This is a genomic window from Luteimonas deserti, from assembly GCF_013425765.1.
Taxonomy (GTDB): domain Bacteria; phylum Pseudomonadota; class Gammaproteobacteria; order Xanthomonadales; family Xanthomonadaceae; genus Luteimonas; species Luteimonas deserti.
In genome coordinates, this window is record NZ_JACCJZ010000010.1 from 135,489 (window position 1) to 161,882 (window position 26,394).

Genomic DNA, 26,394 nt, shown 5'->3' on the forward strand with positions numbered 1-26,394 from the left:
GCAGACTCGGCGACGCAGGACGTCAGTCTGCGGGCGTCTCGCCGGGCAGCGGACCGGCGGCCGCCGGAAATCGCAGCCGGGCGACGGTGCCGCGCGTCGGGTCCGAGTCGATATCGAGCTGCCAGCCCAGGTGCTCGCTGAGCCTGGCGATCAGCGCCAAGCCAATGCCGGCACTGCGCTCGCCGCCGCGTGCCAGGCGCGCATAGAGCGCGCTGATCTCCTCGGGCGTCATGCCGTGTCCGGGATCGCGGATCACCACGCGTCCGCCGGGTTCGAGACTGATGTGGATCGTGCCGCGGTCGCTATGCTCGATCGCGTTGCGCACCAGGTTGCCGATCGCGATGCGGACCACCGCCTCGGGCGCGACCAGGGTGGCCGGCGCCAGCGCGTCGACGACGAGCTGCAGATCCTTGCCGGCTGCGAGCGGTCGGTGATCGTCGACGATCCGCGGCAGCAAGGCGTCGAGATGCAGGCGTTCCGCGCCGGCCAGCGCGCGCGCCGGATCCTTGGCCAGCACCAGCAGGACGGAGATCAGCTGTTCGACCTCCTGCGTGGTGCGCGCGATCCGCGAAAGCTGCGTCGCCATCGCCTCGGGCGTGCGCGGCCCGGACAACGCGATCTGGCTGGCGCTGCGGATCACCGACAGCGGCGTGCGCAGTTCATGGCTGGCAGTGTCGATGAACGCACGTTCGCGATCGACGAATTGCTCGTTGCGTTCGAGGTAGTCGTCGAGTGCGCCGGTGATGATCGCCAGTTCCGAACTCGACCGCGGCGGCAGGCCGACACGCTGGCCGCGGCGGTCGGGCGCAGCGCAGCGATGCGCGCGGCGAGGTCGCGCAGCGGCCGGGTCAGCAGGCGCGCACCGAAGTAGGCGGCAACGCCCAGCAACAGCAGCAGAAGCGCGGACGAGGCGACCACCGGCCGCATCAGCACCCGCTCCTGGTCTTCGAAGCCGTCGATGTCCAGCACCAGAGCAAGGCGACCTGCGTCGCCGGCCCGTACCAGCACCGCCCACTCGTTGCCGCCGTAGACCATGCTGTCGTGAAAACCCGGCGCCAACCGGCGCAGCGCCTCTGGCACATCCCCCGGCGCGTCGAGTGCGTAGAGGTCGAAGCGGCCGTTGTTGCGCCATTCGTAGCCGGGCTGCGTGTGCTGCCGCTCGAGGATCTCGGTCAGCTGGGTGTCGAGCAGGGTCTTCCAGACCATGCGCTCGGCGGTCTCGTTGACCAGTACGCCGTGCACGAACAGCGCGATGCTCAGCAGCACCGCATAGGCGACCACCGCGAGGGTGATCTGCCGCGCGAGGCTAGGACGCCGGCGCATGGGCGTCGAGTGCGATGCGGTAGCCCACCCGCGGAATGGTGTGGACCAGCTTGACCGGCTGGTCGCCGTCGACGCTGCGGCGCAGTTCGTAGATGTGCGAGCGGAGCATGTCGCCGTCGGGCGGTTCGTCGCCCCACAGCGCGTATTCCAGTTGCTGGCGACTGACCGCGGCGGGGCTGGCCTGCATCAACACCTACAGCAGTTTCCGCGACGCTGGAAACAGGTGCAGCAGACGGCCACCGCGGTGCACTTCCAGTGTCGCCAGGTCGAGGCGCAGGTCGCCGACCTCGAGCGCCCGCGCGGCACTGCGGCCGCGTGCGCGGGTCATCAGCGCGAGCAGGCGCACCTCGAGTTCGGCGAGGTCGAAGGGCTTGGTGAGGTAGTCGTCGGCGCCGGCGCGGAACCCGGTGAGCTTGTCGGGCAATTGGTCGCGCGCGGTGAGCATCAGCACGGGGGTGTCGATGCCGTGCTCGCGCAGCGTCCTGAGTACCTGCGGGCCTTCCAGCCGCGGCAGCATCCAGTCGAGCACGATCGCATCGAAGGTCTGGGTCACCGCCAGGTGCAGGCCGACCACGCCGTCGGGCGCCGCGTCGAGCTGCGCGCCGCGCGCTTCGAAGTAGGCGAACAGGCTGGCGACCAGCGGCGCGTGGTCCTCGACGATGAGCAGGCGCATGGCGGTCCGTGCAGGGCGATCGCGACCTAGCATGCCCGCGGCAGCGCGCTGCCGCCAGACGAACCCGCGGCGTCCGCGCGGACTTAATGCGCCGCGAAGGAATCTCCGACCGCGTTCCGACAGCGCGCCCGCGACGCTGCGGGCTGCGCCGGCGCCCCTCCGCCGGCCGGAGCCTGCGATGTCGATGTCCACTTCCACCGGGCCTGCTGCGACCGGCGTGTCGCGCCTGATCGCGGCGCTGGGCCATTCGCGCCGCGGCCTGCACGAGACCTGGCGCAGCGAAGCAGCGTTCCGGCAGGAAGCGCTGCTGGCGCTGGTCGTGGCGCCGGCGATCTGGCTGCTGGTGCCCGCGCCGCTATGGCGCGCGCTGCTGCTGGTGACGCTGGGCCTGGTGTTCGTGGTCGAACTGCTCAACACCGCGGTGGAAGCGGCGATCGACCGCATCGGCGCCGAGCGGCATCCGCTGTCGGGCAAGGCCAAGGACGCGGGCTCGGCCGCGGTGACGGTGAGCCTGCTGCTGCACGGCGCGGTCTGGGCCTGCGTGCCGTGGTGAGCGTGCGCGCCACCGGCTGGCCGGCCGCCTGGCGTCTCGATGGCTGGCCCGCGATCACAGCGATGCTGCTTGTGGCGCTCGCGCTGACGGTGCCGCTGCAGGGGCTCGGCGTCGATGCGTGGCTGGCGGACCGGTTCTATGCCTGGGAAGGCGGCCGCTGGGCCTGGCGCGAGGCGTGGTGGACGTCGCGCCTGCTGCACGACGGCGGTCGTCTGCTCACCGTGCTGGCGGGCGCGACGCTGGCCGCGGCGCTGCTGCTCGACCGGCGCCTGCACGTGCTGTCCGCGCGCTGGCGCAGCGCGGCCGGCTATCTGCTGGTCACCGTGGGGCTGTGCGCGGTGCTGATCGCCGTGCTCAAGCGCATCACCGGCGTCGACTGCCCGTGGGATCTGCTGCGCTACGGCGGCACGCGCGACTGGGCGCTGCCGTTCGCCGGCGCGGGCGCCTGTTTTCCGGCCGGCCATGCCGGCGCCGGCTATGCCTGGATCGGCTTGCATTTCGCGCTCGGCCACGCCGCGCCGCGCTGGCGCTGTTGGGGTCTGGCCGTCGGCCTGATCCTGGGCACGGTGTTCGGCGCGGCCCAGCAGCTGCGCGGCGCGCATTTCCTGTCCCACGACGTGTGGGCGCTCGCGGTGTGCGCCAGCGTGGCCACCGGCGTCGCCCGGTACTGGCCGGGCTGGACGGCGCTCAGCGCGCACGCGCGGCGCTGAGTACGCGTCCCGCCCCGGCATCGGCGCGCGCGTCGGGCAGGCTGTGCCAGCCGTGCTCGTAGGCCAGCGTGCCCCAGAGGGCATGCATCGTGGCATCGCGGACCAGGCCCGGCGGCGCGGTGGCCTGCGGCTGCAGCGCGCCGTCGGCGCGGCGCACGAACGCGAGCGGCGCCTGCGACGGCTGCAGCACCACCATCGCGTCGTCGGTCATGTAGGCGAAGGTCTGGTCGTACTGCATCAGCGCGCGGCCCGGGCCGCCTGGACGCGTGAGGTCGACGCCGATCATCGGCGTGGGATCGTCGATGCCGGCCAGCGACAGCAGCGTCGGCCCCAGATCGATCTGGCTCACCAGACGCTCGTCGCGCCGCGGCGCGAGGCCGGGCGCGACGATGAGCCCGGGAATGTGGAAGTTGTCGACCGGCACCAGCGTGCGGCCGAACGCGCGCGAGTCGTGGTCGGCGACGATCAGGAACACCGTGTCGTCGCGGTAAGACGACGCCATCGCCTGGTCCATGAAGCGGCCCAGCGCGTAGTCGGCGTACTTGGCGGCGTTGTTGCGCGTGGCCTTCTGCGCATCGTGCAGCTCGATGCGACCGTCGGGAAACTCGAACGGGTCGTGGTTGCTCGAGGTGAACACGAAGCCGAGAAACGGCGTGCCCGCCGCGTGCAGCCGGGTGAACTCGGCATGCGCGTGATCGAACAGATCTTCGTCCGACACGCCCCACGAGCCGACGAACGCCGGCGCGTCGTAATCCTTGCGGTCGACGATGCGCGAAAAGCCATTCGACAGCAGGAAGCCGCGCATATTGTCGAAGTGGCTTTCACCGCCGTAGTAGAACGTGGTGTCGTAGCCGTGGCGTGCGAGCACGCTGGCCAGGGTGAAGAACTGCCCCTGCGCACGCGGACGCTTGACCGTCGCCTGCGACGGCGTCGGCGTGTAGCCGCTGATGACGGCCTCGATGCCGCGCACCGAGCGCGTACCGGTCGCGTAGAGCCGGTCGAACGCCCAGCCCTGCGCGGCGAGGCGGTCGTAGTTCGGCGTGAGCGGCAGGCCGCCGAGGCTGCCGACGAACTGCGCGCCCAGGCTTTCCTCGAGCACGATCACCAGGTTGCGCGGCCGCCCGGTATAGGCCGGCGCGTGGTCGACCAGCACCGGCGCGGATGTCGACGCCGCGAGCGACGTGCCGGTGCGCGCATGCATGTAGGCGGCCACCGCGGCATCCGGCGTGGCGGTGTCGTAGAGCCGCGCGCCGGGATCGTCGCGCAGCAGGTCGCGGATCGAGAACGCGACCGAATAGAACGAGTTCAATGGCAGCGTGTTGACCGTGGCGTCGCTGGAGAACGCGAGCAGCGCCGGATTCATCGGCCGGTGACCGAGCGTGGAACGGATGCCCATTGCCGACAGCGCCACCACCAGCACGGCGAGACCCAAGCGCAGCGTCCAGCCGCTGTCGGCGCTCCCGGCGCGCGCGAGCGCGCGGCGGATCACGCGGTAGCCCAGCAGCGCGGCGGCCATGCTCAACGCGAGCGTCAACAGGCTGCTCGCCAGATGGCCCTTGCCCAGCGTCGACGCGATCTCCTGCGGATACAGCAGGTATTCGACGAACACGCGGTTGGGCCGCAGGCCGTACTCGTGCATGAAGGCGGGCGTGGCCAGTTCCAGCGTCAGCGGCAGCACGAGCGCCAGCGTCAGCCAGCCGGCGAACACCGCGCGGACCCATCGACGCGTGCGCAGGCCGACGGGCAGCAGCAGGTAGAGCGCGGCGGCCACCCCGAGCAACATGCACATCGTCGCCACGTCGACACGCAGGCCCTGCAGCAGGACGGGGGCCCAGCCGTCCACGGCCTCGACCGCGCCGGCGTGCCACAGCGACAGGCCGAGGCGCGAGGCGGACAGCAGCGCCAGGCCGGCTACGAACACCAGTAGGAAGGGCGCAAGACCGGACACCGGGCGCGGAAAGGAACGGGACATCGTCAGGCCTCCTGATGGACGCACACCGGCGCGCTCTGGGCCGGTGATGCGCTGCGCAGGCTGGGCGCGGTGATGTCGGAGAACTGTCGGAACGCGGGCAGGCCGGTGCCCACGGGTTAAGGTTTGGGCAACGGCGTTCCCACGGCTTTCCGACGCGATCGCCGCGAGCCTGCGCACGCCGGGACGTTCCGGCATGACGCGGGCGCTTTGGCGATGCAGGGACAGGGACGGACACCGGGCGTGCGGCACGTGCCGCGCACGCCGGCGCAGGAACGCGGCGCCACCACGCCATCGCTGTCGCCCAGAACCTTGGCGGGGCCCGTCGCGCCCGCCAGCGAACGTGGCCACAACGGCCTGACGGACATTGCGTCAGGTGCGTGGCCCCGCCTGTGTGCAGCCCTGCAGCGGCCCTGCCCGCCCGAAGGGCTGCTCATCGCGGTGTCGGCCTGGTGCATCGTCAGCGCCAACGCGCCGTTCTGGCACGACTTGCACGTGGCCGGTGCGGCGCCGGGCGTGCAGGTCGCATTCGGCGTGGCGCTGGTGGCGCTGCACGCATTGCTGTTCGGTCTGTTCGCATTCGGTCGCGCGCTGAAGCCGGTGCTGTGCGCGCTGCTGGTGGTCACCGCGTTGGCATCGTTCTTCGCGACGCATTACGCGGTGCTGTTCGATGTGGAGATGATCCACAACGTGCTGCGCACCAATCCGGCAGAAAGCCGGGAGCTGCTGTCGGCGGGCCTGCTGCTGCACGTGCTGCTGCGGGGCGTCGCACCGGCCGTGCTGCTGGCGCTGGTGCCGGTGCGGCGGGATGCGATCGGGCGCGCTGCGGTGCGCCGCGTGGCGTTCCTGCTGGCGATGGCGCTGCTGGCCGCGGGCGCGCTCGGCAGTGCGTCGCAGGGCATCTTCTCGCTGGTCCGCGCCGACCATGCGCTGCGCTACCGGATCACGCCGGGCAACGTGCTGGTATCGGCAGTGCGCGCCGCGGGTGAGCGCGACGAGGTGCCGCCGGGCGAACGCCAGCCGGTGGCCACCGATGCCCGGCAGACGACGACACCCGTGATGCGCCGGCCGCGCCTGCTGGTGCTGGTGATCGGCGAAACCGTGCGCGCCGACCACTGGGGCCTCAACGGCTATGCACGCGACACGACGCCGCAGCTGCGTGCGCGCGGCGTGGTCAATTTCCCCGACGTCAGTGCCTGCGGCAGCAGCACCGAGGTCTCGCTGCCGTGCATGTTCTCCGCGCTCGGCCGCGCGCACTACGATCGCGATGCGATCCGCGCGCAGCAGAGTCTGCTCGACGTCGTCGCCCGCACCGGCGTCACCGTCGACTGGCTGGACAACCAGTCCGGCTGCAAGGGCGTCTGCGCGGGGACCGGCATGGAGACGATGACCGCGGCGATCGATCCGGCCGCCTGCCGTGACGGCCGCTGTCTGGACGCCGTGCTCGTGACCGCGTTGCGCCAGCGTCTGGACACCGCGCAGGGCGATACGCTGCTGGTGCTGCACATGCTCGGCAACCACGGGCCGGCGTATTTCGAGCGCTATCCCGAGACGTTCGCGCGCTACCGGCCCACCTGCACCAGCGCGGATCTGGCGCGCTGCGCGCAGCCGGCGATCGTCAACGCCTACGACAACGCGATCCTCTACGCCGACGCCGTGCTCGGCCAGCTGATCGACCTGCTGGCCGCACGGACCGACCGCGACAGCGCGCTGCTGTACGTGTCCGACCACGGCGAATCGCTGGGCGAATACGGCCTGTTCCTGCACGGCGCGCCGTACGCGATCGCGCCGGCGCAGCAACTGCAGGTGCCGATGGTGCTGTGGACCGCGGCCGACTCGGCACGCTCGATGGGCGTCGACCTCGCTTGTGTCGCCACCGCCGCGCAGGCGCCGCACAGCCACGACGACCTGTTTGCCACCGTGCTCGGCTTCTTCGACATTGCCACGCGCGCCTACGACCGCCGCCGCGACATCGCGGGCGGGTGCCGCACCGGCTGAGCGCGCGTGCCGCGCCCTGGCATGCAGGACGCGCGAGGTGGGTCAGGCGGCGCGGCCGAACCAGCGGCGCTGCATCCACAGCGCCACATGCACCAGCAGTATCAGCACCGGCACCTCGACCAGCGGCCCGATGACGGCCGCGAACGCGACCGGCGAGGCCAGGCCGAAGGCCGCGATGGCGACCGCGATCGCCAGCTCGAAGTTGTTGCCGGCGGCCGTGAACGCGATCGCCGTCGTGCGCGGATAGTCCTTGGCGATCAGCCGGCCCATCCAGAAGCTCAGGACGAACTGCATCAGGAAGTACAGCGTCAGCGGGATCGCGATGCGCACCACGTCCATCGGAATCCGCACCACGTCGCCGCCCTTGAGGCTGAACATCGCGACGATGGTGAACAGCAGCGCGGCCAGCGTGATCGGGCTGATCTTCGGGAGGAAGCGCGTCTCGTACCAGGCTTCGCCCTTGGATTTCACCAGCCAGCGCCGGGTCAGATAGCCGGCCAGGAACGGAATGCCGAGGTAGATCAGCACCGCCTGCGCGATGGTCCAGATGCTGACGTCGATGACGCTGCCTTCCAGCCCGAACACCGGCGGCAGCCAGCTCAGGAAGAACCAGGCGTACGCGCTGAAGAACAGGATCTGGAACACCGAGTTGAACGCGACCAGCCCGGCGACGTACTGGTTGTCGCCGCGCGCGAGCTGGTTCCACACCAGCACCATCGCGATGCAGCGGGCGAGGCCGATCAGGATCAGGCCGGTCATGTACTCGGGGTAGTCGCGCAGGAACAGCACCGCCAGCCCGAACATCAGGAACGGCCCGATCAGCCAGTTCTGCACCAGCGACAGCGCCAGCACGCGCTTGTCGCGGAACACGTTGGGCAGTTCCGCATAGCGCACCTTGGCCAGCGGCGGATACATCATCAGGATCAGGCCGATCGCGATCGGGATGTTGGTGGTGCCCCAGCTCATCGCGTTCAGCGCGTCCGGCAGGCCGTCGAACAGCGTGCCCAGCGCGATGCCCAGCGCCATCGCCGCGAAGATCCACAGCGTCAGCCAGCGGTCGAGAAAGGACAGGCGGCCCGGCGCGGGTGCAGGCGCGGGCGTGCTCATTCGACGTCGGCGATCGGTTCGAGCAGCGCCTTGACTGCGGCCTTGTCGGCCCAGACGTCATCGCGGATGTCGAGAAACGCGCGCAGGCGCTTCTGGATGATCGCGTGCGCCTCGGCAAAGGCGGCGCGCTTGTCGGCGTCGCTGCCGGTGACCGCGGCGGGGTCGAACAGGCCCCAGTGCACGCGGACGAAGTCACCGTGGACGATCGGGCAGCTTTCGCCGGCAGCACTGTCGCAGACGGTGACGATCAGGTCCATCGGCGCGGCGGTCTCGGCCGAGAACTCGTCCCAGGACTTGCTGCGCAGGTTGTCGGTGGGGAAACCTTCCCGCTGCAGCTGCTCGATCGCGAACGGGTTCACCTGGCCGGCCGGCTGGCTGCCGGCGCTGTAGGCATCAAAGCGGCCCACGCCCCAGGCGCGCAAGGTGGCTTCGGCCAGCACGCTGCGGGCGGAATTGCCGGTGCACAGGAACAGGACGCGTCGGGTCATGGGATGGCTCGCTGAGGGAATGAGTGATGGGGAGACGCAGTGCGGAACCGGTTCAGGGCGCGCAGCCGGCGGCCGGCGGGCACGCGCCCTCGTCGCCCGCACAACAGTTTTCGGTGAGGTAGCCGACCAGTGCGTTCATCGCGTCGAAGTCGGCGCGGTAGCAGATGGTCCGGCCGCGCTGCTCGCCGGTGATGAGTCCGGCGCTGGCCAGTTCCTTGAGGTGGAACGACAGCGTCGCGCCCGGCAGGTCCAGCGCGGTGGCGATATCGCCGGCCAGACGCCCGCTGCGGCCGGCCTGCACCAGCAGGCGGAAGACGGCGAGCCGGGTGCTGTGGCCGAGCGCCGAAAGCGCGCCGGTTGCGGTTTCATGTTCCATATTTCTAGAATAGTCGAACATTTATGACCGCAACAAGTCGCCGATGACCTCCGATCTGCCCAATCTCGTGCCCGCCGCGTTCAAGCCCGTCGACCCGGTGGCCCTCGGCGCGCCGGCCGGCGGCCATCGGCCGCGCATCCTGATCCTCTACGGCTCGCTGCGCCCCGAGTCCTACAGCCGCAAGCTCGCGCTCGAGGCGCAGCGGCTGCTCGAGCTGTTCGGCGCGGAGACGCGGCTGTTCGATCCCAGCGAGCTGCCGATGCTCGATTCGGTGCCGGCCATGCACCCGAAGGTGCAGGAGCTGCGTGCGCTTTCGATGTGGTCGGAAGGCCAGGTCTGGGTGAGCCCCGAACGCCACGGCGCGCCGACGGCGGTGTTCAAGAACCAGATCGACTGGCTGCCGCTGGAAAGCGGCGGCATGCGTCCCACCCAGGGCCGCACGCTGGCGGTGATGCAGGTCTGCGGTGGCTCGCAGTCGTTCAACGTGGTCAATGCGCTGCGCCTGCTGGGCCGCTGGATGCGCATGGTCACCATCCCCAACCAGTCCTCGGTGCCCAAGGCCTGGCAGGAATTCGACGAGGCCGGGCGGATGAAGCCGTCGGCGTACTACGACCGCGTGGTCGACGTGATGGAGGAGCTGGTGCGCTTCACCTGGCTGGTGCGCGACCGCAGCGAGCTGCTGACCGACCGCTACAGCGAGCGGGTCGGCGATGTGGCGGCCGCGATGCTGGCCGCGCGCTCGGGTGCGCAGGTCGCGTCCGCATCGGCTGCGGACTAGGCATTACGGCGCGCGAAGCCGGGATGCTCCTGCCCGGTTGCGGGACAATTTCTGTACTCGCCAGTTCACTGGCTGGGTTAAGATTCAGTGTGTTCTCGCCATGCTCTTCGGGTTGCGCGCCTGCCGCACCTGCGCGAACCGCTTCCGCCCTTTCGTTGGATTCCATGCCCGATTCCCAGGCTCCTGCCGTGCTGCTGCGTGACGTCCGCCTCGAGCGGGGCGGGCGCACCGTGCTGTCGGGCATCGATCTCTCGGTGCCACGCGGCAGCGTGACCGCGGTTCTCGGGCCGTCGGGAAGCGGCAAGTCGACGCTGTTGTCGGCGCTGACCGGCGAGCTGGTGCCGGCCGCCGGCACGGTCGAGGTCTTCGGTCAGCGCGTGCCGACACGCACCCGTGACCTGCTCGAACTGCGCAAGCGGATCGGCGTGCTGCTGCAGGGCAACGGCCTGCTCACCGATCTCACCGCGGGCGACAACATCGCGCTGCCGTTGCGGCTGCACACCAAGTTGCCGAAGCCGGTGATCGCGCGCCTCGTGGCGATGAAGCTGCAGGCGGTGGGCCTGCGCGCCGCGGCCGGCCTGTTCCCGCGCGAGCTGTCGGGCGGCATGGCGCGCCGCGTGGCGCTGGCGCGCGCGCTGGCGCTCGATCCGCCGCTGATGATCTACGACGAGCCGCTGACCGGGCTGGACCCGATCGCCTCGGGCGTGATCATGAGCCTGATCGGCCGCCTCAACGCCTCGCTCGGGCTGACCAGCATCATCGTCACCCACCACGTGCACGAGACGCTGCCGGTGGCCGACCACGCGATCGTGATCGCCAACGGTCGCATCGTGTTCCAGGGCACGCCGGCTGCGCTCGAGGCCAGCGAGGATCCGCTGGTGCGCCAGTTCCTGCGCGGCGAGCCCGACGGGCCCATCGCATTCGACCGCGGCGATCTCGCCCCCACGGAGGCCGCGCGATGACCGCTGCGATCCGCTCGCTCGGCCGCGCCGGGTTGTTCTCGCTGTCGGTGCTGCGCGCGTCGAAGCCGACCGCCGATTTCTTCTCCGAGCTGCTGCGCGAGATCTACAAGATCGGCGGCCGCTCCCTGCCGATCATCGCCGTTGGCGGTGCCTTCGTCGGGCTGTCGCTGACCCTGCTGGGCTACCGCGCGCTGGAAACCTACGGCGCCAGCAACCAGGTCAGCGTGCTGATCGGCCTGGGCCTGTATCGCGAACTGGCGCCGGTGCTGACCGCGCTGCTGTTCGTCGGGCGCGCCGGCAGTTCGATCGCCGCCGAACTCGGCCTGATGCGTGCGACCGACCAGATCACCGCGCTCGGCCTGATGGCGATCGATCCGGTGGCCAAGGCGGTGGCGCCGCGGTTCTGGGCCGCGGTGATCTGCGTGCCGCTGCTGACCGCGTTCTTCTGCAGCCTCGCGCTGTCGGCGAGCTGGTTCCAGGCGGTGCAGATCCTCGGCATCGACAACGGCATGTTCTGGCAGGCGATGCAGGACGCGGTCGACTTCCGCGGCGATTTCCTGATCGCGTTCGTGAAATCGGCGGTGTTCGGCGGCATCGCGGCGCTGGTCGCCTCGTATGTGGGCTTCCACGCCGAGCCGACGATCGAGGGCACCTCGGTGGCTACGACGCGTGCGGTGGTCAATGCCTCGCTGCTGGTGCTGATGTTCAATTTCGTGATGTCGGCCTTCCTGTTCCGCTGACCGCCAGGTCGCGGCTGAACCGCCTCCATTCCATTCACCGCCCTGTCGGCGGTCTGCTGCAAAGGTGATTCCCATGACAAGCGCCCGTGGTCCCCGTCTCGAGTTCGCCGTCGGTGCGTTTCTGCTGCTGGCGCTCGCGTCGCTGCTGGTGCTGGCGATGGCCTCGACCAACGGCCAGTTCGGGTTCGTCCGTGGCGGCACCTACGAGCTCAGTGCGCGCTTCAGCAACCTCGGCCAGCTGCGCCCCAATGCGCCGGTGAAGATCGGTGGCGTGACCATCGGCCGGGTGTCGAAGATCGATCTGGATCCGGTGCGCTTCGATTCGATCGTGACCCTGGCGGTGCAGGAGCGCTTCAACGAGATTCCTGCCGACACGTCCGCGGCGATCCTCACCGGCGGCCTGCTCGGCGAGAGCTATGTCGGCCTGTCCCCGGGCGGCGATCTCGAAGCGCTGCAGCCGGGCGAGGAGATCGCGTTCACCTCCCCGGCGGTGGACCTGATCCAGATGGTCGGCAAGTACATGTTCAGCGGTGGCGGCGCAGACGCCGGCGCCGCACCGTCGACGGACGATCCGTACGACACCGCGTCCCCCGACGCGTCCCCCCGTGACGAAGGAGTGCTTCCATGATCCGCATGACCCTGATCCGCCGCGCGCTGCCGCTGGCGCTCGCCGCCGCCTTGTCCCTGCCCGCCATCGCCTTCGCCCAGCAGGCCGCGCCGGCCACCGCGCAGGCCGCCAATGCGCAGGCCGGGGCGCCCAGCCGCCTGGTGCTGGCCAACAGCGAGCGCGTGCTCAAGACCCTGGAATCGCGCCGTGCCGAGTTCACCCGGGACCGTGCCGCGCTGCAGCGGTTCATCACGGGCGAGTTCGACACGATGTTCGACCGCGACTACGCCGCCCGCCAGGTGCTGGGCCGGCATGCGCGCGGCGCCTCGGATGCCGACGTCAAGATCTTCGGCGACGCGTTGGCCGAGAACCTGATGCGCCGCTACGGCTCGTCGCTGCTCGACTTCAACACCCAGCTGCGCGTGCGCATCAAGTCCGAGACGCCGTTGCCGCGCGGTCTGGGCGTGCGCGTGTCGAGCGAACTGCTGCGCAGCGGCGGCGAGCCGATCCCCGTGGACTACCTGATGCGCCAGAGCGGTGGCGGCTGGAAGGTATTCGACGTGATGGTCGAAGGCGTCTCCTTCGTCCGTACGTTCCGTGACCAGTTCGACCCGCAGCTGCAGCGCAAGTCGATCCCCGAAGTCGCGCGCGAGCTGCGCAGCGGCCAGATCCAGGCCACCGCCGAGTGAGTCACGCGCCTGCGGCCTCGGTGCGGCGTGACGGCGACGCGCTGGCCGTCTCCGGCGTGGTTGCGGCTGCGTCCGTGCCCGCGTTGTGGGCGCAGGCGGCGCCGCTGCGGGCCGGGGCGACGCGTCTCGACCTGCACGCCGTCAGCGCGGTCGACAGCGCCGGGCTCGCCCTGTTGGCCGAGCTGGCCGATGCCGGCGGGCTGACGGTGGACGGTTCGCCGCCGGGACTGGCCGACCTGTGCGGCGCGTACCGTCTGACTCCGGCGTTGGGCTTCGTGTCGGCCTGAGCCGTCGCCCGTCGCCCGCTATCGCCCCCATCGTTCCACTGGACCCTCCCATGGCGACGCCTTCCCAGATCCGCCTGATCGCGCCGCTGCTCGCGGCCGCCGTGTTGTCCGCCTGCGCCGGTACGGGCACGCCGCGTGATCGTGTGCCGCCGCCCAGTGCCGCGATCGACGACGCGGAAACCCGTGTGTCGCCCGCGCCGGGTGACGTGCCGACCGTGGCCGATGCCGAAGGCGCCGATGTGCCGGCCGCGCCGGACACCGGCGAGGTCATCGCCGCGTTCGACGAAGCGGCCCGCGTTGCCGGCGACGCCACGCCGGCCGGCGGCACGCCGGTTGACGGCCTGCCCGCGAACGGCACGCCGACCGAGGCCGAGCTCGACTACGCGGCGCTGTATGGCGAGCCCGTTTACGACCCGGTGGCCGATCCCACGCTGCCCGATGCGGCGCAGATGCCGCGCAGCTACGACCCCTGGGAGCCGCTCAACCGGCGCGTGTTCGCGTTCAACAGCGCCATCGATCGCGGCATCGCGACGCCGCTGGCGCGCGCCTACGTGGCCGTGGTGCCACGACCGGTGCGCCTGGGCGTGGGCAATTTCTTCAGCAATCTCGGTCAGCCGGTCAGCGCGGTCAATGCACTGCTGCAGGGCAGGCCCAAGGCGGCCGGGCAGTCGCTGGGGCGGTTCCTGATCAACAGTACGCTGGGCATCGGCGGCATCTTCGACCCGGCATCGGATGCGGACATTCCGCACCGTGACGCCGATTTCGGGCAGACGCTCGGCGTGTGGGGCTGGCGTAATTCGCGCTACGTCGAACTGCCGCTGTTCGGTCCGCGCACGCTGCGCGACGGTTTCGGCCTCGTGGGCGATGCGCCGCTTTCGCCCATGCGACAGATCGGCGACGACACCGTTCGCTTCGGCCTGCAGGGCCTGCAGCTGGTGGACCTGCGCACGCGCCTGTTCGCATTGGACAGCATGCGGCTGGGTGCCACCGACGAGTACGCATTGATCCGCGATGCCTGGATGCAGCGGCGCGCCTACCAGATCGAATCGGTCCGGCGCAGCCGCGACGAGCAGGACGATCTGCCGGACTATCTCTACGAGGACGACGCCATGCCCACTGTGCCGGTGGACGTGATGCCGGTGATCCCCGGCGTGCCGACCCCCCCCTGAGTCCGGCTCCTCCGATCGAAGCCCCGCTGATGCGGGGCTTTTTTTTGCGTCGGTCGGGTGAGGCCGGCCACACGCGGCGGTTCTCAGGCGTGCCGCCCGCTCCGGATGCCGCTTATTTATGAACAGTAGATTAACAAAATGTCGGGTTTTGCCTGACATGACCTCTGGCAGGGTGGTGTTATCGAACGGTGGTGTTGTAGTCTACCAACACACCAGATCACAACCACACGGAGCAACCGCCATGCAGACCCAGACCACCCCCCAGATCCCCGCCCGCAGCTTCGACCTCGGCGCCCGTAGCCGCGCGTTCGGCACCGGTTACGGCCGCAGCAGCGGGTACGGCACCCCGCGCACCTACAGCCAGCCTTCCGTGCCGGCCCGCTTCCGCGTCGTCTGACCCTCGACCCCCACGACGAGACCACCGCCATGAACCGCATCCACGCCACCCGTTCCGCCTCCCCCCGTCCCTTCGGCGCCAGCTACGGCCGCAGCAGCGGGTACGGCACTCCGCGCAGCTACGGCCAGGCCTCGGTGCCGGCCCGCTTCCGCGTCGTCTGACCCCCGACCCCACGACGAGACCACCGCCATGAATCGCATCCACGCCAGCCGTCCCACCGTCCCCCGTCCGTTCGGCGCCAGCTACGGCCGCAGCAGCGGGTACGGCACCCCGCGCAGCTACGGCCGGACCTCGGTGCCGGCCCGCTTCCGCGTCGTCTGACCTGCGCTCCCCTCGAGACCACCGTCATGAACCGCATCCACGCCAGCCGTTCCGCCTCACCCCGTCCCTTCGGCGCCAGCTATGGCCGCAGCAGTGGTTATGGCACCCCGCGCAGCTACAGCCAGGCCCCTGTGCCCAGCCGCTTTCGCATCGCCTGATCTTCCGCTGGCGATCCATCCTCCGTCAGGACCCGCCATGAACCGCAATCACGCCATCGTGCACGCCGCCGCCCAGCAATCCGTGGCCGAGGACCTTCCGGCCGTCCCGACCGCCCGCAGCGCGATCCCTGCGGCCATCTGCGACACGCGTCGCCTGCCGCCCCGCCGCAGCCCGCGCGCACTGCCGAGCCGCTTCCGCATCCTCTGAGGCCGGCTGCCGGCCGACGCTGCCGTGCCTTTCCGGACCGCCACGCGCCCGTGCCGCGCTCCTCACCGTCGAGCCTCGAAGCGGGCCGCACCCCCGTCAACGGGCGACGCATCGCGCCATGCGGACACCGCGCCGCCTTCGAATCCACGCCGAGGTCGTCCCGGCGACCCCATCGGCAGGCGCCGCTGGCGCTGCCGATGTGCCTGCCGGCCCCCCGCCCACACGGACGACGCGGCCGCCTTTCCGTCACGGCGCCGCGCGAACCGGACCTGCGGATAGGCCAGTCGGCGCCTGCGCCGTAAGCTGCCCGTCTCCCCACCGCGGATGCGTCCATGTTCCGAAAGACCACCACGGTCGACCAGCTCAACGCGATGTCGGCCGGCACCGCCATCGCCACCCTCGGCATCGTGTTCACCGAGATCGGCGAGGATCTGCTGCGTGCCACGATGCCGGTCGATGCACGCACCCATCAGCCGTACGGCCTGCTGCACGGCGGTGCATCCGCACTGCTGGCGGAAACGCTCGGCAGTTCCGCCGGCGGCCTGGCTGCGCCCGAAGGCTTCGGTGTCGTCGGCATCGAGATCAACGCCAACCATCTGCGCGCGGTGCGCAGCGGCAGCGTCACCGGTACGGCGCGCCCGCTGCACGTCGGTCGGACCACCCAGGTCTGGGACATCCGCATCGACGATGCCGACGGGCGCCCGGTGTGCGTGTCGCGGCTGACGCTCGCGGTGATCCCGACACCGTGATCGCACGCATTCATCCCGCTAGCCGGCGTGGCCCGGCTTTGGGTATCGTGCCCGCATGACGTCCCCCCCCATGCCCGCACGCGCCGGCGGCCTGCCTGCGCGCGCACTGCGCTATGCGGTCCGCGTGCCCCTGTTGCTGTGGCACGTGTTCGTGCACCTGCCGGTGGTGCTGCTGCTCGGTGCGCCGCCATTGGCGCGTCGTCGCTGGGCAAGCGGAGATCCGCCCGGGCATCGCGCGATCCGCTGGTGGCAGGGCGGCCTGATGCGGCTCTTCGGTTTCCGCCTGCGCCGGATCGGGACGCCTCTGCCCGGTGCGGTGCTGTTCGTCGCCAACCACGTGAGCTGGATCGACATATCCGCGTTGCACAGCCAACGCATGATGGGATTCGTCGCCAAGCGCGAGATCGCCGGCTGGCCTGTGGTGGGCTGGCTGGCCGCGCGCGGCGACACCATCTTCCACCAGCGCGGCAACCAGGAATCCCTCGGCGGCGTGCTCGAGGCGATGCTCGGCCGCCTGCGTGCCGGGCAGGCCGTGGGTGTCTTTCCCGAGGGGCGCACCCGCGGCGGGGACCGCGTCGGCCCGTTCCACGCGCGGATCTTCCAGGCCGCGGTGCAGGGCAACGTCGCGGTGCAGCCGGTGGCGCTGCGCTACGGCGCCGGTGGCTGCGCGCAGACCATCGTCGCCTTCGGCGAACGCGAGTCGTTCTTCGCCAATTTCATGCGCCTGCTCGGCGAGCCGGCGCGCGAGGCCGAGGTCGTGTTCCTCGAGCCGATCCTGCCGGGCAATACCGAAGGCCGGCGGCGTATGGCCGAGCTGTCGCGCGAGCGCATCGTGGCCGCGCTGGGTCCGGTGGGATGACCTCGCAGGCGCTGCTGCCCGCGCTTGTCGCGCCCGGGGAGAACGGGCGCATCGCGGGCAGCGACTACACGCCGCCGCACTGGCTGCGCAGTCCGCACGTGCAGACGGTGCTGGCGAGCAGTCCTTGGCGGCGCAAGCGCGGCGCGCAGCGTCTGGCCGCGACCGGTGCGGTGACCACGGCGCATCTGGTCGACGGCGGCGACGGCGTGCGCCTGCAGGGCCTGCACAGCGCGCTGCCGGGCCGGCGCTCGCGTGGCCTGGCTCTGCTGCTGCACGGCTGGGAAGGCAGTACCGAGTCGAGTTACATGCGGCTCACCGCGGCGCGCCTGCTCGAATGCGGCTTCGAGGTGTTCCGGCTGAATTTCCGTGACCACGGCGGCAGCCATCACCTCAACGAGGCGATCTTCCATTCCAATCGCATCGACGAGGTGGTGCACGCCGCGCTCGATGTCGCGCAGCGCTTTCCCGCGCGACCGATGGTCGCCGCGGGGTATTCGCTGGGCGGCAACTTCGCGCTGCGACTGGGCTTGCGCGCGCCGGGCGCGGGACTGCAGCTGGCCGGTGTGGCTTCGGTCTGTCCGGTGATCGACCCGGCCCGCACCATGCTCTACATGGAGCGCGGGCACCGCCTGTACCTGCGCCATTTCGAGCGGACCTGGCGCGCCTCGCTGCGGCGCAAGCGCGAGCTGTTTCCGCACCACCACGCCTTCGACGATGCCACCCTCGGCCTCGGCATGCGCGAGCTGACCGACTGGCTGGTCCAGACCCATACCGATTTCGATTCGATCGACGCGTACTTCGACGGCTATTCGGTCGCCGGCGACAGGCTGTCCGGCCTGCAGGTGCCGGCCGACATCCTGATGGCCGCGGACGATCCGGTGATTCCGCTCGACGCCTTCCACGCCCTGGCCCTGCCGGCGCACGCGCGGCTGGAACTGAGCCGCTGGGGCGGCCATTGCGGTTTCCTGCTCGATCGTCGCCTGGACGGCTTCGCCGAAGGCTGGGTCACCGCGCGGCTGGCCGCGCACGCGGACGCCGCGGGGGGCGAAGGCGGCCTGCGCACCCGTCTGGCCGCCGCCGTGCACGCGCACGCCCCGGGCGGCTGAGTGCGAGCCGTCGAACGCGCCCGTCGGGCGCGCCGACGGGCCTCGCTACAATGGCCGGCCATTCCGACGGACGGCCGCGTGCCGGCAGCAGACACCATGCAGGACAGGATTCTCGACGCACTGCGCCGCGGCGCCAACGACGAGGCGCTCGACCTCGCCCGCCAGGCCGCCGCAGACGCGCCGCAGGACGCGGACGTCCAGCGCCTGCTGGCCCTCGCCCTGCGCGCGACCGGCGACCAGCCCGCCGCCCTGGCCGCGCTCGATGCCGCACTCGCGCTCGCGCCCGACGATGCGGAACTGCATTTCCAGCGTGCGGGCATGCTGCTCGGCGCCCGTGACGTCGAGGCGGCACTGGCGGCGCTGTCGCAGACGGTCGCACTGGATCCCAACCAGTTCGGTGCGTACGTCATGCAGGCCCAGCTCGCGATCGGCCGCGGCGACCTCGACGAGGCCGAGCGCCAGCACAAGCTCGCCGCCCGGGTGGCGCCGGACCATCCGTGGACGACGATGGTCGAGGGCACGCTCGCCTCGCGCCGCGGCGAGCACGACCGCGCGCTGGCGCTGTTGTCCGCGGCCGCCGAGCGGGCCCCCGACGACCTGCAGATCCTCAATGCGCTGGCCTTCGCCTATCTCGCGCGCGGCCATCTGGCGTTCGCCGAACAGTCGTTCCGCCGGGTGCTCGAGTCGACCGGCCAGGTCCAGCTACGTGGCCTGCTCGCGCGCATCATGCTCGAGCAGGGCCGTCCGGCCGAGGCCGCGGACCTGATCACCGAGCTGCTGGCCGATCCGGCCCAGGCCACGCCGGCGTGGCAGACCATCGCCGGTGAACTCGAAATCCACGCCGGACGTCCCGAGCGGGCCCTGCCGCTGCTGCAGGCCGCGTTCGAGGCAATGCCATGGTCGCCGCGTACCACCGACGCCCTCGTCCGCCTGTGGAGCGCGGACGACGCGGTCGACACCGCCCGCGAGACCCTCGACCGCGGCCTCGTCACAGCCCCGGACGCCGATCACCTGTGGGTCGCGCGACTCGCTTTCGAAGCCTTCGGCGGCGAGGGCGCAGGCGCAGTGGTCGAGCGCTGGAACGCCGCACGCCCGGATCACGTGCCGGCATTGCAGGCGAGGCTGACCCATCACGCCGCGACCGGCGACCTCGACGCTGCCGAGGCGGCCTCGCGCGTGATCACCGCGCTGCAGCCCGGGCATGCGGTCGCCAACGAGTTCCAGTTCAACCGCCTGCTCGAGCGCGATCCCGATGCCGCGATCGCGTTCGCCGAAGATCTGCTGCCGACGGCCCACGACGCGGCCCGAACCATGCTCCGGCGCTGGATCGGCCTCGCCCAGGATGCCGCCGGCCGCTACACCGACGCGGTCGCGACCTGGGCCTCGGTGAGCGTCGAGGCGACCGAAGGCACCGGGCATGCGCCTGAGCCGACCGCGCCGCCGCGCGAGTGGCCCCCGCGTCCCGAACGCGACGACGCCCAGCCGCCGGCGGTCTTCCTGTACGGCGGACCGGGCGCCAATGCCGATCGCATCGGCGCGGTGCTGCAGCGCATGATCCCGGCGTTCCGCAGCGACCGCTTCGCGCGCGGCGTGTCGGATGCGTTCCAGGACACCACCGCGCCCGCGCGCTTCGCCGCCGGCGAGTTCACCGCCGAGCAGGTGGCATCGGGCTGGCGCGCGCAGCTGCCGGCGCGCGGCATCGCCGACGGCGCCATCGTCGACTGGTTGCCGTGGTGGGACAACGCGTGGGTTGCGGTATTCCGCGCGCAGCTGCCCAGCGCCCGCCTGCTGATCGCGCTGCGCGATCCGCGCGACATGCTGGTGGACTGGCTCGCCTTCGGTACGCTGTTGACCCTGCGCATCGAGGACATCGACCGCGCGGCGCAGTGGCTGGCCCGGCACCTCGGACAGCTCGCCGATCTCGTCGAGCGTGACCTGGTGCCGCATGCCATCGTGCACACCGACGCCCCGGCCGCGGATCCCGCGACACTGGCCACCGAGCTCGGCCGCGCGCTCGAAATCGCCGACTACCCGGCGCCGCCGCTCGAAGCGCTCGGGCCGGATCGTTTTCCGATGGGTCACTGGCGCCAGTACATCCAGGCGATGCCGGCTGCGATCGGCGCGCTGACCCCGGTCGCGGTTCGCCTGGGCTACCCGCGCGACTGACACGTCCATCCGCCAACGGAGGTTCCATGCGCATCCACAGCGAGAGTTTCGAACAGGGCGGGCCGATTCCGGCCGCCTTCGCCGCCGGCACACCGGCCGGCTTCGGTGGCAACCGCAATCCGCATCTGGCCTGGGACGAGGTGCCCGCTGGCACGCAGTCCCTGGCGTTGCTGTGCATCGACCCGGATGCCCCCACCGATCCATCGCTTGCCGGCAAGGAAGGCGTGGAGATTCCCGTCGAACACCCGCGCGGGCCGTTCGTGCACTGGGCGATGGCCGACATCCCGCCGGACCTGCGCGAGATCGCCGCCGGCAGCGCCAGCGATGGCGTGCAGGCCGGCGGCAAGCGCACGCCGCCCGGTCCCGCGGGCGCGCGCCAGGGACTCAACGACTACACCGGCTGGTTCGCCGGCGACCCGGACATGGCGGGTGACTGGGTCGGCTACGACGGCCCGTACCCGCCGCCGAACGATCTGCGCACGCACCGGTACTTCTTCCGCCTCTTCGCCCTGGATGTCGCGCGCCTGGACCTGCCCGAGCGCTTCACGGCGGCCGACATCCAGCGCGCGATGCAGGGCCACGTACTCGCCGAGGCGTGTACTTGGGGCACCTACGCCTTGCACCCGGAGGCCGTCCCGGCCTGATCGCGGGTTCGGCGCGTCCGAGCGCGTGTCGGCGCCCGGCATCCTAGGATCGATCGCCATGGTCCAGCCCCCAGGCCTGCGAAGACGCGTCCGCCGGGCGGGTCGGGGTGTCGGGGCAGCGGACGCGCCCCCCCGTGCGCGCGTCCGCTTCGTCTTCGAACCGCGTCAGCGCCCGATGCAGCTGGACTCACCGGGCGTTCTCAGGCCGGCGGAGACCGCGGTGTCGTCACCCACGGGCAGGCCTGCAGCCATGCTCCGGACCCCGAGGTACGCGGCAGGCACCGCGCGCCCGGGGCTCTCCAGGAAGGTCGACTCGCCGGCGCTGCCGTACCGGGTGGGGCGGGCGGCGCTGCAAAGGCGAAGCCCGCTACGTCGCGCGCAGTGTCGTTCCGCACCCGATCGCGGATGGACGGTCTGTCCAGCAACTGCTGCACTATCCCACGCGGCAGCGCGGCCAGCCGCGCCTTCGGGCGCGCTTTCCGGGTCGTGACCGGCGCGCCGAGCGCGAAGCACTGTCCGCAGCCACTCCCGCGCCGGTCCGGTTGCAGGCATTCACCGGCGATCGACTCGCGCCGCGCGTGCTCCGGCGCGACCGGACGGCCATCTGCTCGGGGGCCGGGTGTCCATGGGCACGCTGCGCATGCGGACATCCCCGGTGCGATGCGCGCGCGGCGCGCCGCCCTCGCCCAACTCCCGTTGCAACGGGCGGCGCGTTCGGGGAACAGCGCGGCGATGGGCACCGGCAGCGTGGCGGGTTCGGACGTCGAGGCTTTCGGCCAGTCGGGTCGGCGACGGCTGGGCACGGACCGGCGACGCGGTCGAAGCGCAGGCGCTGGGCGCGATGGGATGCGGCCTTGGGGCAGGGTCGACGCGCGGGGTGTCCTCACGGATACGGAATGGGAGCGTGGAGGGGCCGCGACGAATGCCGATCCCATCCGGGACACCCCGTGTGTCGATTCGGGGCCCACGACTTCGTCGTACTCCCGAGACCGCCCATCCGGGCGCACCGCGGAGCCGAGACATGCGCATCGATCCCTACCTCTATTTCGACGGCAGTTGCGCCGAGGCTTTCGCCGCGTATGCGGCGATCCTCGGCGCACCCGCCCCGCAGCTGATGGCGTACGCCGAGAGCCCCGACGGTGACTGCGGCGGCCCCGATGCGGCCGGCCGGATCATGCACGCCTGGCTCGACCTCGGTGCATTCGCGCTGATGGGCTCCGACGTACCGCCCGGCATGCCGTTGCCCGCCGGGCCGCACGCCTTCGTCAGCCTGGGCGTGGACGACGACGCCCAGGCCGAGCGCATTTTCGCCGCGCTGGCCGACGGCGGCGCCGTGCGCATGCCGATGGAATCCACCTTCTTCGCCCACCGCTTCGGGATGCTGGTCGACCGCTTCGGCACCGGCTGGATGGTGCTGCACGCCCGCGCCTGCGGCGACATGGAGACCGCGGCATGAGTGCGGCGCAGATCTACGTGAACCTCCCGGTGGCCGATCTCGATCGCAGCGTGCGGTTCTTCAGCGCGCTCGGCTTCGCTTTCGATCCGCGGTTCACCGACGACAAGGCGACCTGCATGATCGTCGGTGACGGCATCTTCGTGATGCTGCTGGTGCGGTCGTTCTTCCAGACCTTCACCACCCGGCCGGTCTGCGCCGGCGACTGCACCGAGGCGATCCTGTGCCTGTCGCGCGAGAGCCGGGCGGCCGTCGACACGATGGTCGACCGCGCCCGCGCCGCCGGCGCGCGCGTGCCGGCGGAGGCGATCGACCACGGTTTCATGTACCAGCACGGCTTCGAGGACCCGGACGGGCATCTGTGGGAACTGATGGTCATGGACGCGGCGTGCCCGGTCGCGTGAGCGCGGCCCCATGTCCCGCGCCATGCCCGTCGCTCCTGCGCAGACCGCCGCCGGGCCGGGCTTGCCGGCCGCGTCGCGCGATGGTGTCATCGTCCGCGATGCCCAGCTCGGACACCCATCGCACCATCGAAGCGCTGTGGCGCGAGGAGATGCCGCGCATCGTCGGCGGCCTCATGCGCGTGGTGCGCGATCTTGATCTGGCCGAGGAACTCGCCCAGGACGCCCTGGTCGCGGCCCTCGAGACCTGGCCCCGGTCCGGCGTGCCCGACGCACCCGGCGCATGGCTGATGACCACCGCGCGGCGCCGCGGGATCGACCGGCTCCGGCATAGCCGCATGGCCGACGCCCGCCACGCCGAACTGGCCCGACTGATGGAGCAGGCGCAGCGCGAGGCCGATGCCCGTGCGCAGGACGCCCTCGACCTGGCGATCGACGACGACGTGCTGCGCCTGGTCTTCGTCGCCTGCCATCCCGTGCTGCCGGACGAGGCGCGGGTGGCCTTGACCCTGCGGCTGGTCGGCGGGCTGACCACGGCCGAGATCGCCCGGGCTTATCTGGTGCCGGAGGCCACGGTGGCGCAGCGCATCGTCCGTGCCAAGCGCGCCCTGGCCCAGCGCGGGGTGCCCTTCGAGGTGCCACCGCGCGATGCCCTGCAGTCGCGTCTGCAGGCCGTGCTGCAGGTGCTCTACCTGATCTTCAACGAAGGCTACGCCGCGAGCAGTGGCGAGACCTGGGCGCGCCACGACCTGTGCACCGAGGCGATGCGCCTGGCCGGGGTGCTCGCCGCGCTGCTGCCGCAGGCCCCGGAGGTCCACGGGCTGCGTGCACTGATCGCGCTGCAGGCCTCGCGGCTGCCGGCACGCACCGGCGCCGACGGCCAGCCGGTACTGCTGCCCGAGCAGGACCGCGCGCGCTGGGACCGCGCGCTGATCGCGGCGGGGCTGGCATCGCTCGACCGTGCACGGGCCGCCCGTGGCCGCGCACCGGCGGGCGCCTACGAGCTGCAGGCCGCGATCGCCGCCTGCCACGCCACCGCGCCCGCGGCGGCGGACACCGACTGGCCGCGCATCGCCGCGCTGTACACCCGGCTGCTCGCCCGGACCGGCTCGCCGGTGGTGGCGCTCAACCGCGCGGTCGCCGTGGGCATGGCCGAGGGGCCCGCCGCCGCCCTGCCGCTGGTGGAAACGCTGGCCGGCGACGCGGCGCTGGCGGACTACCACCTGCTGCCGGCAGTGCGCGGCGATCTGCTGGCGAAGCTCGGGCGCGACGACGAGGCGGGCCGGGCCTATGCCGGCGCGGCGGATCTGGCGCCCACGGCACGCGAGCGCGACTGGCTGCTGGCGCGCGCAGCAGCGTGCCGGGCCGCCCCGTCGTCGCCCGGATGAGCCGCGCCTCGGGCGCCGTCAGGTGCCGGACGGCATCAAGAGCAGCAGGCCCGCGCCGAGCGCGATGCGATACAGCGCGAAGCCGGTGAACCGGTGCTGCTTGATGAATCCGAGCAGCCATTTGACGACGATGAAACCGGTGACCATGGCCGCGACGAAGGCCAGAGCGACGTCGCCCCAGGCCTCCTCGCCGAGGCCCTGGTCCAGCCACAGTTCGAGAAAGGCGTAGGCGCTGGCCGCGAACATGGTCGGAATGCCGACCAGGAACACGAATTCGGTGGCCGCCGAGCGCTTGCTCAGACCCGCGAGCATCGCGATGAAGATCGCCGCGGCCGAGCGCGAGGTGCCGGGAAACACGCCGGCGACCACCTGGGCCACGCCGACCAGCAGGGCCACCGTCCAGGTCACCTCGGCGACGCCCGTGCGGCGCTCGGACAGCCGTTCGGCCACGATCATCCAGATGCCGCCGATGATCAGCGCCCAGGCGACCGGGCTGACGGTTTCCGGCAGCTCCCAGCCGGCCATGCGCACCGGCAGGCCGAGCAGGGCGGTCGTCAGGAACGCCGCGGCGATCTTCATCGCGTAGTCGCGGTTCTCGCGCTGGCGCAGCCCGGTGGTCAGGCCCCAGATGCGCTGGCGGAACACCAGGGTGATCGCGACGATCGCACCGGCCTGGATCACGATGTTGAAGAAGTCCGAGCGCGCTCCCAGCCAGTGCTGGGCGATCAGCAGATGTCCCGTACTCGACACGGGCAGGAACTCGGTCAGCCCTTCGATGATGCCGAGCAGCAGGGCGGAAATCGGATCGGACACGAGACCTCGGAAGCGGCGGCGCGGCGGGCAAGGATACGTGGCCGCTGCGGCGCGACCAAACCCGCGCCGCCCGAGCGCACCTGCCGCCGTGCGGAAAACCGCGCCGCCGCGACCGGGTCCGGGTGGGTCCGGACCGGCGAAGACCGGCGGCCGCGCGACGGGTCACGGCCGGTCGCAGGGCCGGCGGACGACGCGATCCGTGCCATCCGTCTCGCGGGTAGGCCCGACCGCCTCGGCGACACCAGACCGGCAGGTCGCTTCGACTGCAGCGGGCTGATCGACCATGTGCTTCGCGACCTGCGTGATCGCCTGCGCCGGCCGTGCCGCCGGCAGTGGCGCCCCCGCCGTGTTCCGGTGGCCGTGGAAGCTGGGGGCGGGGCGGCCGGAGTGCCGCCAGGGTCGGGCTGCGCCCCGATGTTTTTTTTCCCGGGGGAGGGCGCAACGCGCGTAGACCGGGGGGCAGACGCTGGATCGGGGACCAAGCCCCGTGTGTCGCAGGCCGGCGCCGGGGCCTGCCGCGGCAGGGACAGGCCCGATGCGCGGTTGCCCGGTGCACGAGGCCCGCCTTTTTGCTCCTTGCCCGGCCGTGCCTTCTGGCGCGGCCCACTGCTCGGCCTGCCGGAAGGTCCGCGCCGGCGGCTCAGTCGCGCGAGGCGGTCTGCTTGAGTTCGCGGTATCGGGTCAGCGCGGCCTGCAGGTCGCCGTCGAGCGCCGCCTGGTCGCCGAGCTGCTGGTCGAGCACGGCGAGCTGGCGCAGCAGGTCGGCGCGCTGGCTCTGGATGCGGTCGCGCAGCGCCTTGCCCACCGGCTGGGCGTGGAGTTCCAGTTCGCCGGCCTGCCGCAGCTGGGACAGCAGGCTCGTGCGCAGGTTGGCCACGCCCATACGCGAGGTCTTGATCGCTTCCTCGACCAGCACGATGCGTTCACCGTAGGCGCGGCGCAGGTCGGTCTCGGTGGCGTAGGACTCGACCATCGCCAGCTCGCGGCGGCGGGCGGCCGCCTCGGCCTCGGCCGCGAGACGGGTCTCGCGCTGCACGGCTTCGGCGGCGCTGCGCTCGGCCGCGGTCGGCGCGCGCGCGAGTTCGGCCGTGGTCAGGCCGCTGCGCGTGCTGATCTCGGTGCGCGGGGCGTTGACCGCGGATCCGGGCAGGGCGTCGCCGCAGACCCGGCGGCCGCCTTCGTCCCAGCAGTAGACCTTGCGGTCGGGCGCATTCTGCGCCGCCGCGGCGGTGGCCATGACGAGCAGCGTGGCTGCGGCCAGTCGTGCGTGGAATGTCATCTCGTCCGTCCCCCTGAGCGGCC

28 protein-coding genes and 3 pseudogenes are annotated in these 26,394 nt (G+C 71.5%); 23 read left to right on the forward strand and 8 right to left on the reverse strand.

The window, feature by feature from the left end; all coding sequences use genetic code 11:
- Positions 1-22 precede the first annotated feature (22 nt).
- Together H0E82_RS04150 and H0E82_RS04155 are read right to left on the reverse strand one after the other, a co-directional pair.
- Positions 23-1,323 (reverse strand): annotated as a pseudogene (locus H0E82_RS04150) (sensor histidine kinase).
- A pseudogene (locus H0E82_RS04155) lies at positions 1,307-1,996 on the reverse strand (response regulator transcription factor). The pseudogenes H0E82_RS04150 and H0E82_RS04155 overlap by 17 nt, the downstream one beginning before the upstream one ends.
- A gap of 178 nt (positions 1,997-2,174) precedes the next feature.
- On the opposite strand from H0E82_RS04155, the gene H0E82_RS04160 reads away from it, so the two are divergent.
- Both H0E82_RS04160 and H0E82_RS04165 read left to right on the forward strand, forming a co-directional pair.
- Positions 2,175-2,549: a diacylglycerol kinase gene (locus tag H0E82_RS04160; RefSeq protein WP_268889892.1), complete on the forward strand. Its 375-nt coding sequence runs from the start codon at positions 2,175-2,177 to the stop codon at positions 2,547-2,549.
- Complete coding sequence (locus H0E82_RS04165; protein WP_180544098.1) at positions 2,546-3,259, forward strand: phosphatase PAP2 family protein; 714 nt, start codon at positions 2,546-2,548, stop codon at positions 3,257-3,259. Before H0E82_RS04160 ends, H0E82_RS04165 begins: the two co-directional genes overlap by 4 nt.
- On the opposite strand, the gene H0E82_RS04170 is transcribed toward H0E82_RS04165, so the two are convergent.
- On the reverse strand, positions 3,237-5,231 hold the full coding sequence (locus H0E82_RS04170) for an LTA synthase family protein (RefSeq protein WP_180544100.1): 1,995 nt from the start codon (positions 5,229-5,231) through the stop codon (positions 3,237-3,239). The two genes, H0E82_RS04165 and H0E82_RS04170, sit on opposite strands and share 23 nt — an antisense overlap.
- A gap of 240 nt (positions 5,232-5,471) precedes the next feature.
- Here H0E82_RS04170 and H0E82_RS04175 point away from each other — a divergent pair, with 240 nt between their 5' ends.
- Entirely contained in the window at positions 5,472-7,226 is a 1,755-nt protein-coding gene (locus H0E82_RS04175) for a phosphoethanolamine transferase (RefSeq protein ID WP_180544102.1), read from the forward strand.
- A gap of 42 nt (positions 7,227-7,268) precedes the next feature.
- On the opposite strand, the gene arsB is transcribed toward H0E82_RS04175, so the two are convergent.
- The 3 genes from arsB to H0E82_RS04190 are packed head-to-tail and all read right to left on the reverse strand — an operon-like array spanning position 7,269 to position 9,197.
- Entirely contained in the window at positions 7,269-8,333 is a 1,065-nt protein-coding gene (gene arsB, locus H0E82_RS04180) for an ACR3 family arsenite efflux transporter (RefSeq protein WP_180544104.1), read from the reverse strand.
- Positions 8,330-8,821 carry an arsenate reductase ArsC gene (locus H0E82_RS04185; RefSeq protein ID WP_180544106.1) on the reverse strand — a complete coding sequence of 164 codons (492 nt, stop codon included), beginning with the start codon at positions 8,819-8,821 and terminating at the stop codon, positions 8,330-8,332. The genes arsB and H0E82_RS04185 overlap by 4 nt, the downstream gene beginning before the upstream one ends.
- Positions 8,822-8,873: 52 nt before the next feature.
- On the reverse strand, positions 8,874-9,197 hold the full coding sequence (locus H0E82_RS04190; protein ID WP_180544108.1) for an ArsR/SmtB family transcription factor: 324 nt from the start codon (positions 9,195-9,197) through the stop codon (positions 8,874-8,876).
- 43 nt (positions 9,198-9,240) lie between these two features.
- Here H0E82_RS04190 and arsH point away from each other — a divergent pair, with 43 nt between their 5' ends.
- The 20 genes and pseudogenes from arsH (at position 9,241) to H0E82_RS04275 (ending at position 24,279) form a co-directional block, all read left to right on the forward strand.
- Positions 9,241-9,975, forward strand: a complete 735-nt coding sequence (arsH, locus tag H0E82_RS04195) for an arsenical resistance protein ArsH (RefSeq protein ID WP_180544110.1) — start codon at positions 9,241-9,243, stop codon at positions 9,973-9,975.
- A gap of 164 nt (positions 9,976-10,139) precedes the next feature.
- Positions 10,140-10,937 carry an ABC transporter ATP-binding protein gene (locus tag H0E82_RS04200; protein ID WP_180544112.1) on the forward strand — a complete coding sequence of 266 codons (798 nt, stop codon included), beginning with the start codon at positions 10,140-10,142 and terminating at the stop codon, positions 10,935-10,937.
- A complete protein-coding gene (locus tag H0E82_RS04205; protein WP_180544114.1) occupies positions 10,934-11,677 on the forward strand; it encodes an MlaE family lipid ABC transporter permease subunit in 744 nt (247 codons plus the stop codon). Before H0E82_RS04200 ends, H0E82_RS04205 begins: the two co-directional genes overlap by 4 nt.
- A 73-nt stretch (positions 11,678-11,750) precedes the next feature.
- Positions 11,751-12,305 (forward strand): outer membrane lipid asymmetry maintenance protein MlaD, encoded by a 555-nt coding sequence (gene mlaD / locus H0E82_RS04210; protein ID WP_180544116.1) that lies wholly within the window; start codon positions 11,751-11,753, stop codon positions 12,303-12,305.
- Between the two features lie 5 nt (positions 12,306-12,310).
- Complete coding sequence (locus tag H0E82_RS04215; protein ID WP_180544340.1) at positions 12,311-12,973, forward strand: MlaC/ttg2D family ABC transporter substrate-binding protein; 663 nt, start codon at positions 12,311-12,313, stop codon at positions 12,971-12,973.
- Positions 12,970-13,260 (forward strand): STAS domain-containing protein, encoded by a 291-nt coding sequence (locus tag H0E82_RS04220; RefSeq protein WP_328796956.1) that lies wholly within the window; start codon positions 12,970-12,972, stop codon positions 13,258-13,260. Before H0E82_RS04215 ends, H0E82_RS04220 begins: the two co-directional genes overlap by 4 nt.
- 50 nt (positions 13,261-13,310) lie before the next feature.
- Positions 13,311-14,429: an MlaA family lipoprotein gene (locus tag H0E82_RS04225; RefSeq protein WP_180544118.1), complete on the forward strand. Its 1,119-nt coding sequence runs from the start codon at positions 13,311-13,313 to the stop codon at positions 14,427-14,429.
- Between the two features lie 241 nt (positions 14,430-14,670).
- Positions 14,671-14,826 (forward strand): hypothetical protein, encoded by a 156-nt coding sequence (locus H0E82_RS04230; protein WP_180544120.1) that lies wholly within the window; start codon positions 14,671-14,673, stop codon positions 14,824-14,826.
- 29 nt (positions 14,827-14,855) lie between these two features.
- A complete protein-coding gene (locus tag H0E82_RS16935) occupies positions 14,856-14,987 on the forward strand; it encodes a hypothetical protein (protein WP_268889893.1) in 132 nt (43 codons plus the stop codon).
- A 28-nt stretch (positions 14,988-15,015) separates the two neighbouring features.
- Positions 15,016-15,147 (forward strand): hypothetical protein, encoded by a 132-nt coding sequence (locus H0E82_RS16940; protein WP_268889894.1) that lies wholly within the window; start codon positions 15,016-15,018, stop codon positions 15,145-15,147.
- A gap of 26 nt (positions 15,148-15,173) precedes the next feature.
- Positions 15,174-15,305: a hypothetical protein gene (locus H0E82_RS16945; RefSeq protein ID WP_268889895.1), complete on the forward strand. Its 132-nt coding sequence runs from the start codon at positions 15,174-15,176 to the stop codon at positions 15,303-15,305.
- A gap of 37 nt (positions 15,306-15,342) precedes the next feature.
- Positions 15,343-15,513, forward strand: a complete 171-nt coding sequence (locus H0E82_RS04235; RefSeq protein WP_180544122.1) for a hypothetical protein — start codon at positions 15,343-15,345, stop codon at positions 15,511-15,513.
- A gap of 332 nt (positions 15,514-15,845) precedes the next feature.
- Positions 15,846-16,262 (forward strand): hotdog fold thioesterase, encoded by a 417-nt coding sequence (locus H0E82_RS04240; protein ID WP_180544124.1) that lies wholly within the window; start codon positions 15,846-15,848, stop codon positions 16,260-16,262.
- A gap of 55 nt (positions 16,263-16,317) precedes the next feature.
- A complete protein-coding gene (locus tag H0E82_RS04245; RefSeq protein WP_180544126.1) occupies positions 16,318-17,121 on the forward strand; it encodes a lysophospholipid acyltransferase family protein in 804 nt (267 codons plus the stop codon).
- A 50-nt stretch (positions 17,122-17,171) separates the two neighbouring features.
- Positions 17,172-18,146, forward strand: a pseudogene (locus H0E82_RS04250) (YheT family hydrolase); the annotation flags it as partial.
- 177 nt (positions 18,147-18,323) lie between these two features.
- Positions 18,324-20,393 carry a tetratricopeptide repeat protein gene (locus tag H0E82_RS04255; protein ID WP_180544128.1) on the forward strand — a complete coding sequence of 690 codons (2,070 nt, stop codon included), beginning with the start codon at positions 18,324-18,326 and terminating at the stop codon, positions 20,391-20,393.
- Positions 20,394-20,419: 26 nt separating this feature from the next.
- Positions 20,420-21,037, forward strand: coding sequence for a YbhB/YbcL family Raf kinase inhibitor-like protein (locus tag H0E82_RS04260; protein WP_180544130.1), 618 nt, complete (start codon positions 20,420-20,422; stop codon positions 21,035-21,037).
- Positions 21,038-22,058: 1,021 nt separating this feature from the next.
- A complete protein-coding gene (locus H0E82_RS04265) occupies positions 22,059-22,493 on the forward strand; it encodes a VOC family protein (RefSeq protein ID WP_180544132.1) in 435 nt (144 codons plus the stop codon).
- The gene (locus tag H0E82_RS04270) at positions 22,490-22,894 is read left to right on the forward strand and encodes a VOC family protein (protein ID WP_180544134.1); all 405 of its coding nucleotides are present in this window, start codon (positions 22,490-22,492) and stop codon (positions 22,892-22,894) included. Before H0E82_RS04265 ends, H0E82_RS04270 begins: the two co-directional genes overlap by 4 nt.
- Positions 22,895-22,992: 98 nt before the next feature.
- A complete protein-coding gene (locus H0E82_RS04275) occupies positions 22,993-24,279 on the forward strand; it encodes an RNA polymerase sigma factor (protein WP_180544136.1) in 1,287 nt (428 codons plus the stop codon).
- Between the two features lie 18 nt (positions 24,280-24,297).
- On the opposite strand, the gene H0E82_RS04280 is transcribed toward H0E82_RS04275, so the two are convergent.
- Both H0E82_RS04280 and H0E82_RS04285 read right to left on the reverse strand, forming a co-directional pair.
- Complete coding sequence (locus H0E82_RS04280) at positions 24,298-25,092, reverse strand: undecaprenyl-diphosphate phosphatase (RefSeq protein WP_180544138.1); 795 nt, start codon at positions 25,090-25,092, stop codon at positions 24,298-24,300.
- Between the two features lie 640 nt (positions 25,093-25,732).
- Complete coding sequence (locus tag H0E82_RS04285; RefSeq protein ID WP_180544140.1) at positions 25,733-26,371, reverse strand: hypothetical protein; 639 nt, start codon at positions 26,369-26,371, stop codon at positions 25,733-25,735.
- Positions 26,372-26,394 lie beyond the last annotated feature (23 nt).

Excerpts from the sequence above, each read along its gene's own strand:
- H0E82_RS04160 (WP_268889892.1), top strand. The coding sequence starts at position 2,175 with ATGTCGATGTCCACTTCCACCGGGCCTGCTGCGACCGGCGTGTCGCGC.
- H0E82_RS04170 (WP_180544100.1), bottom strand. The coding sequence starts at position 5,231 with ATGTCCCGTTCCTTTCCGCGCCCGGTGTCCGGTCTTGCGCCCTTCCTA.
- arsB (WP_180544104.1), bottom strand. The coding sequence starts at position 8,333 with ATGAGCACGCCCGCGCCTGCACCCGCGCCGGGCCGCCTGTCCTTTCTC.
- H0E82_RS04185 (WP_180544106.1), bottom strand. The coding sequence starts at position 8,821 with ATGACCCGACGCGTCCTGTTCCTGTGCACCGGCAATTCCGCCCGCAGC.
- H0E82_RS04190 (WP_180544108.1), bottom strand. The coding sequence starts at position 9,197 with ATGGAACATGAAACCGCAACCGGCGCGCTTTCGGCGCTCGGCCACAGC.
- arsH (WP_180544110.1), top strand. The coding sequence starts at position 9,241 with ATGACCTCCGATCTGCCCAATCTCGTGCCCGCCGCGTTCAAGCCCGTC.
- H0E82_RS04200 (WP_180544112.1), top strand. The coding sequence starts at position 10,140 with ATGCCCGATTCCCAGGCTCCTGCCGTGCTGCTGCGTGACGTCCGCCTC.
- H0E82_RS04205 (WP_180544114.1), top strand. The coding sequence starts at position 10,934 with ATGACCGCTGCGATCCGCTCGCTCGGCCGCGCCGGGTTGTTCTCGCTG.
- mlaD (WP_180544116.1), top strand. The coding sequence starts at position 11,751 with ATGACAAGCGCCCGTGGTCCCCGTCTCGAGTTCGCCGTCGGTGCGTTT.
- H0E82_RS04215 (WP_180544340.1), top strand. The coding sequence starts at position 12,311 with ATGACCCTGATCCGCCGCGCGCTGCCGCTGGCGCTCGCCGCCGCCTTG.
- H0E82_RS04225 (WP_180544118.1), top strand. The coding sequence starts at position 13,311 with ATGGCGACGCCTTCCCAGATCCGCCTGATCGCGCCGCTGCTCGCGGCC.
- H0E82_RS04230 (WP_180544120.1), top strand. The coding sequence starts at position 14,671 with ATGCAGACCCAGACCACCCCCCAGATCCCCGCCCGCAGCTTCGACCTC.
- H0E82_RS16935 (WP_268889893.1), top strand. The coding sequence starts at position 14,856 with ATGAACCGCATCCACGCCACCCGTTCCGCCTCCCCCCGTCCCTTCGGC.
- H0E82_RS16940 (WP_268889894.1), top strand. The coding sequence starts at position 15,016 with ATGAATCGCATCCACGCCAGCCGTCCCACCGTCCCCCGTCCGTTCGGC.
- H0E82_RS16945 (WP_268889895.1), top strand. The coding sequence starts at position 15,174 with ATGAACCGCATCCACGCCAGCCGTTCCGCCTCACCCCGTCCCTTCGGC.
- H0E82_RS04235 (WP_180544122.1), top strand. The coding sequence starts at position 15,343 with ATGAACCGCAATCACGCCATCGTGCACGCCGCCGCCCAGCAATCCGTG.
- H0E82_RS04240 (WP_180544124.1), top strand. The coding sequence starts at position 15,846 with ATGTTCCGAAAGACCACCACGGTCGACCAGCTCAACGCGATGTCGGCC.
- H0E82_RS04245 (WP_180544126.1), top strand. The coding sequence starts at position 16,318 with ATGACGTCCCCCCCCATGCCCGCACGCGCCGGCGGCCTGCCTGCGCGC.
- H0E82_RS04255 (WP_180544128.1), top strand. The coding sequence starts at position 18,324 with ATGCAGGACAGGATTCTCGACGCACTGCGCCGCGGCGCCAACGACGAG.
- H0E82_RS04260 (WP_180544130.1), top strand. The coding sequence starts at position 20,420 with ATGCGCATCCACAGCGAGAGTTTCGAACAGGGCGGGCCGATTCCGGCC.
- H0E82_RS04265 (WP_180544132.1), top strand. The coding sequence starts at position 22,059 with ATGCGCATCGATCCCTACCTCTATTTCGACGGCAGTTGCGCCGAGGCT.
- H0E82_RS04270 (WP_180544134.1), top strand. The coding sequence starts at position 22,490 with ATGAGTGCGGCGCAGATCTACGTGAACCTCCCGGTGGCCGATCTCGAT.
- H0E82_RS04275 (WP_180544136.1), top strand. The coding sequence starts at position 22,993 with ATGCCCAGCTCGGACACCCATCGCACCATCGAAGCGCTGTGGCGCGAG.
- H0E82_RS04285 (WP_180544140.1), bottom strand. The coding sequence starts at position 26,371 with ATGACATTCCACGCACGACTGGCCGCAGCCACGCTGCTCGTCATGGCC.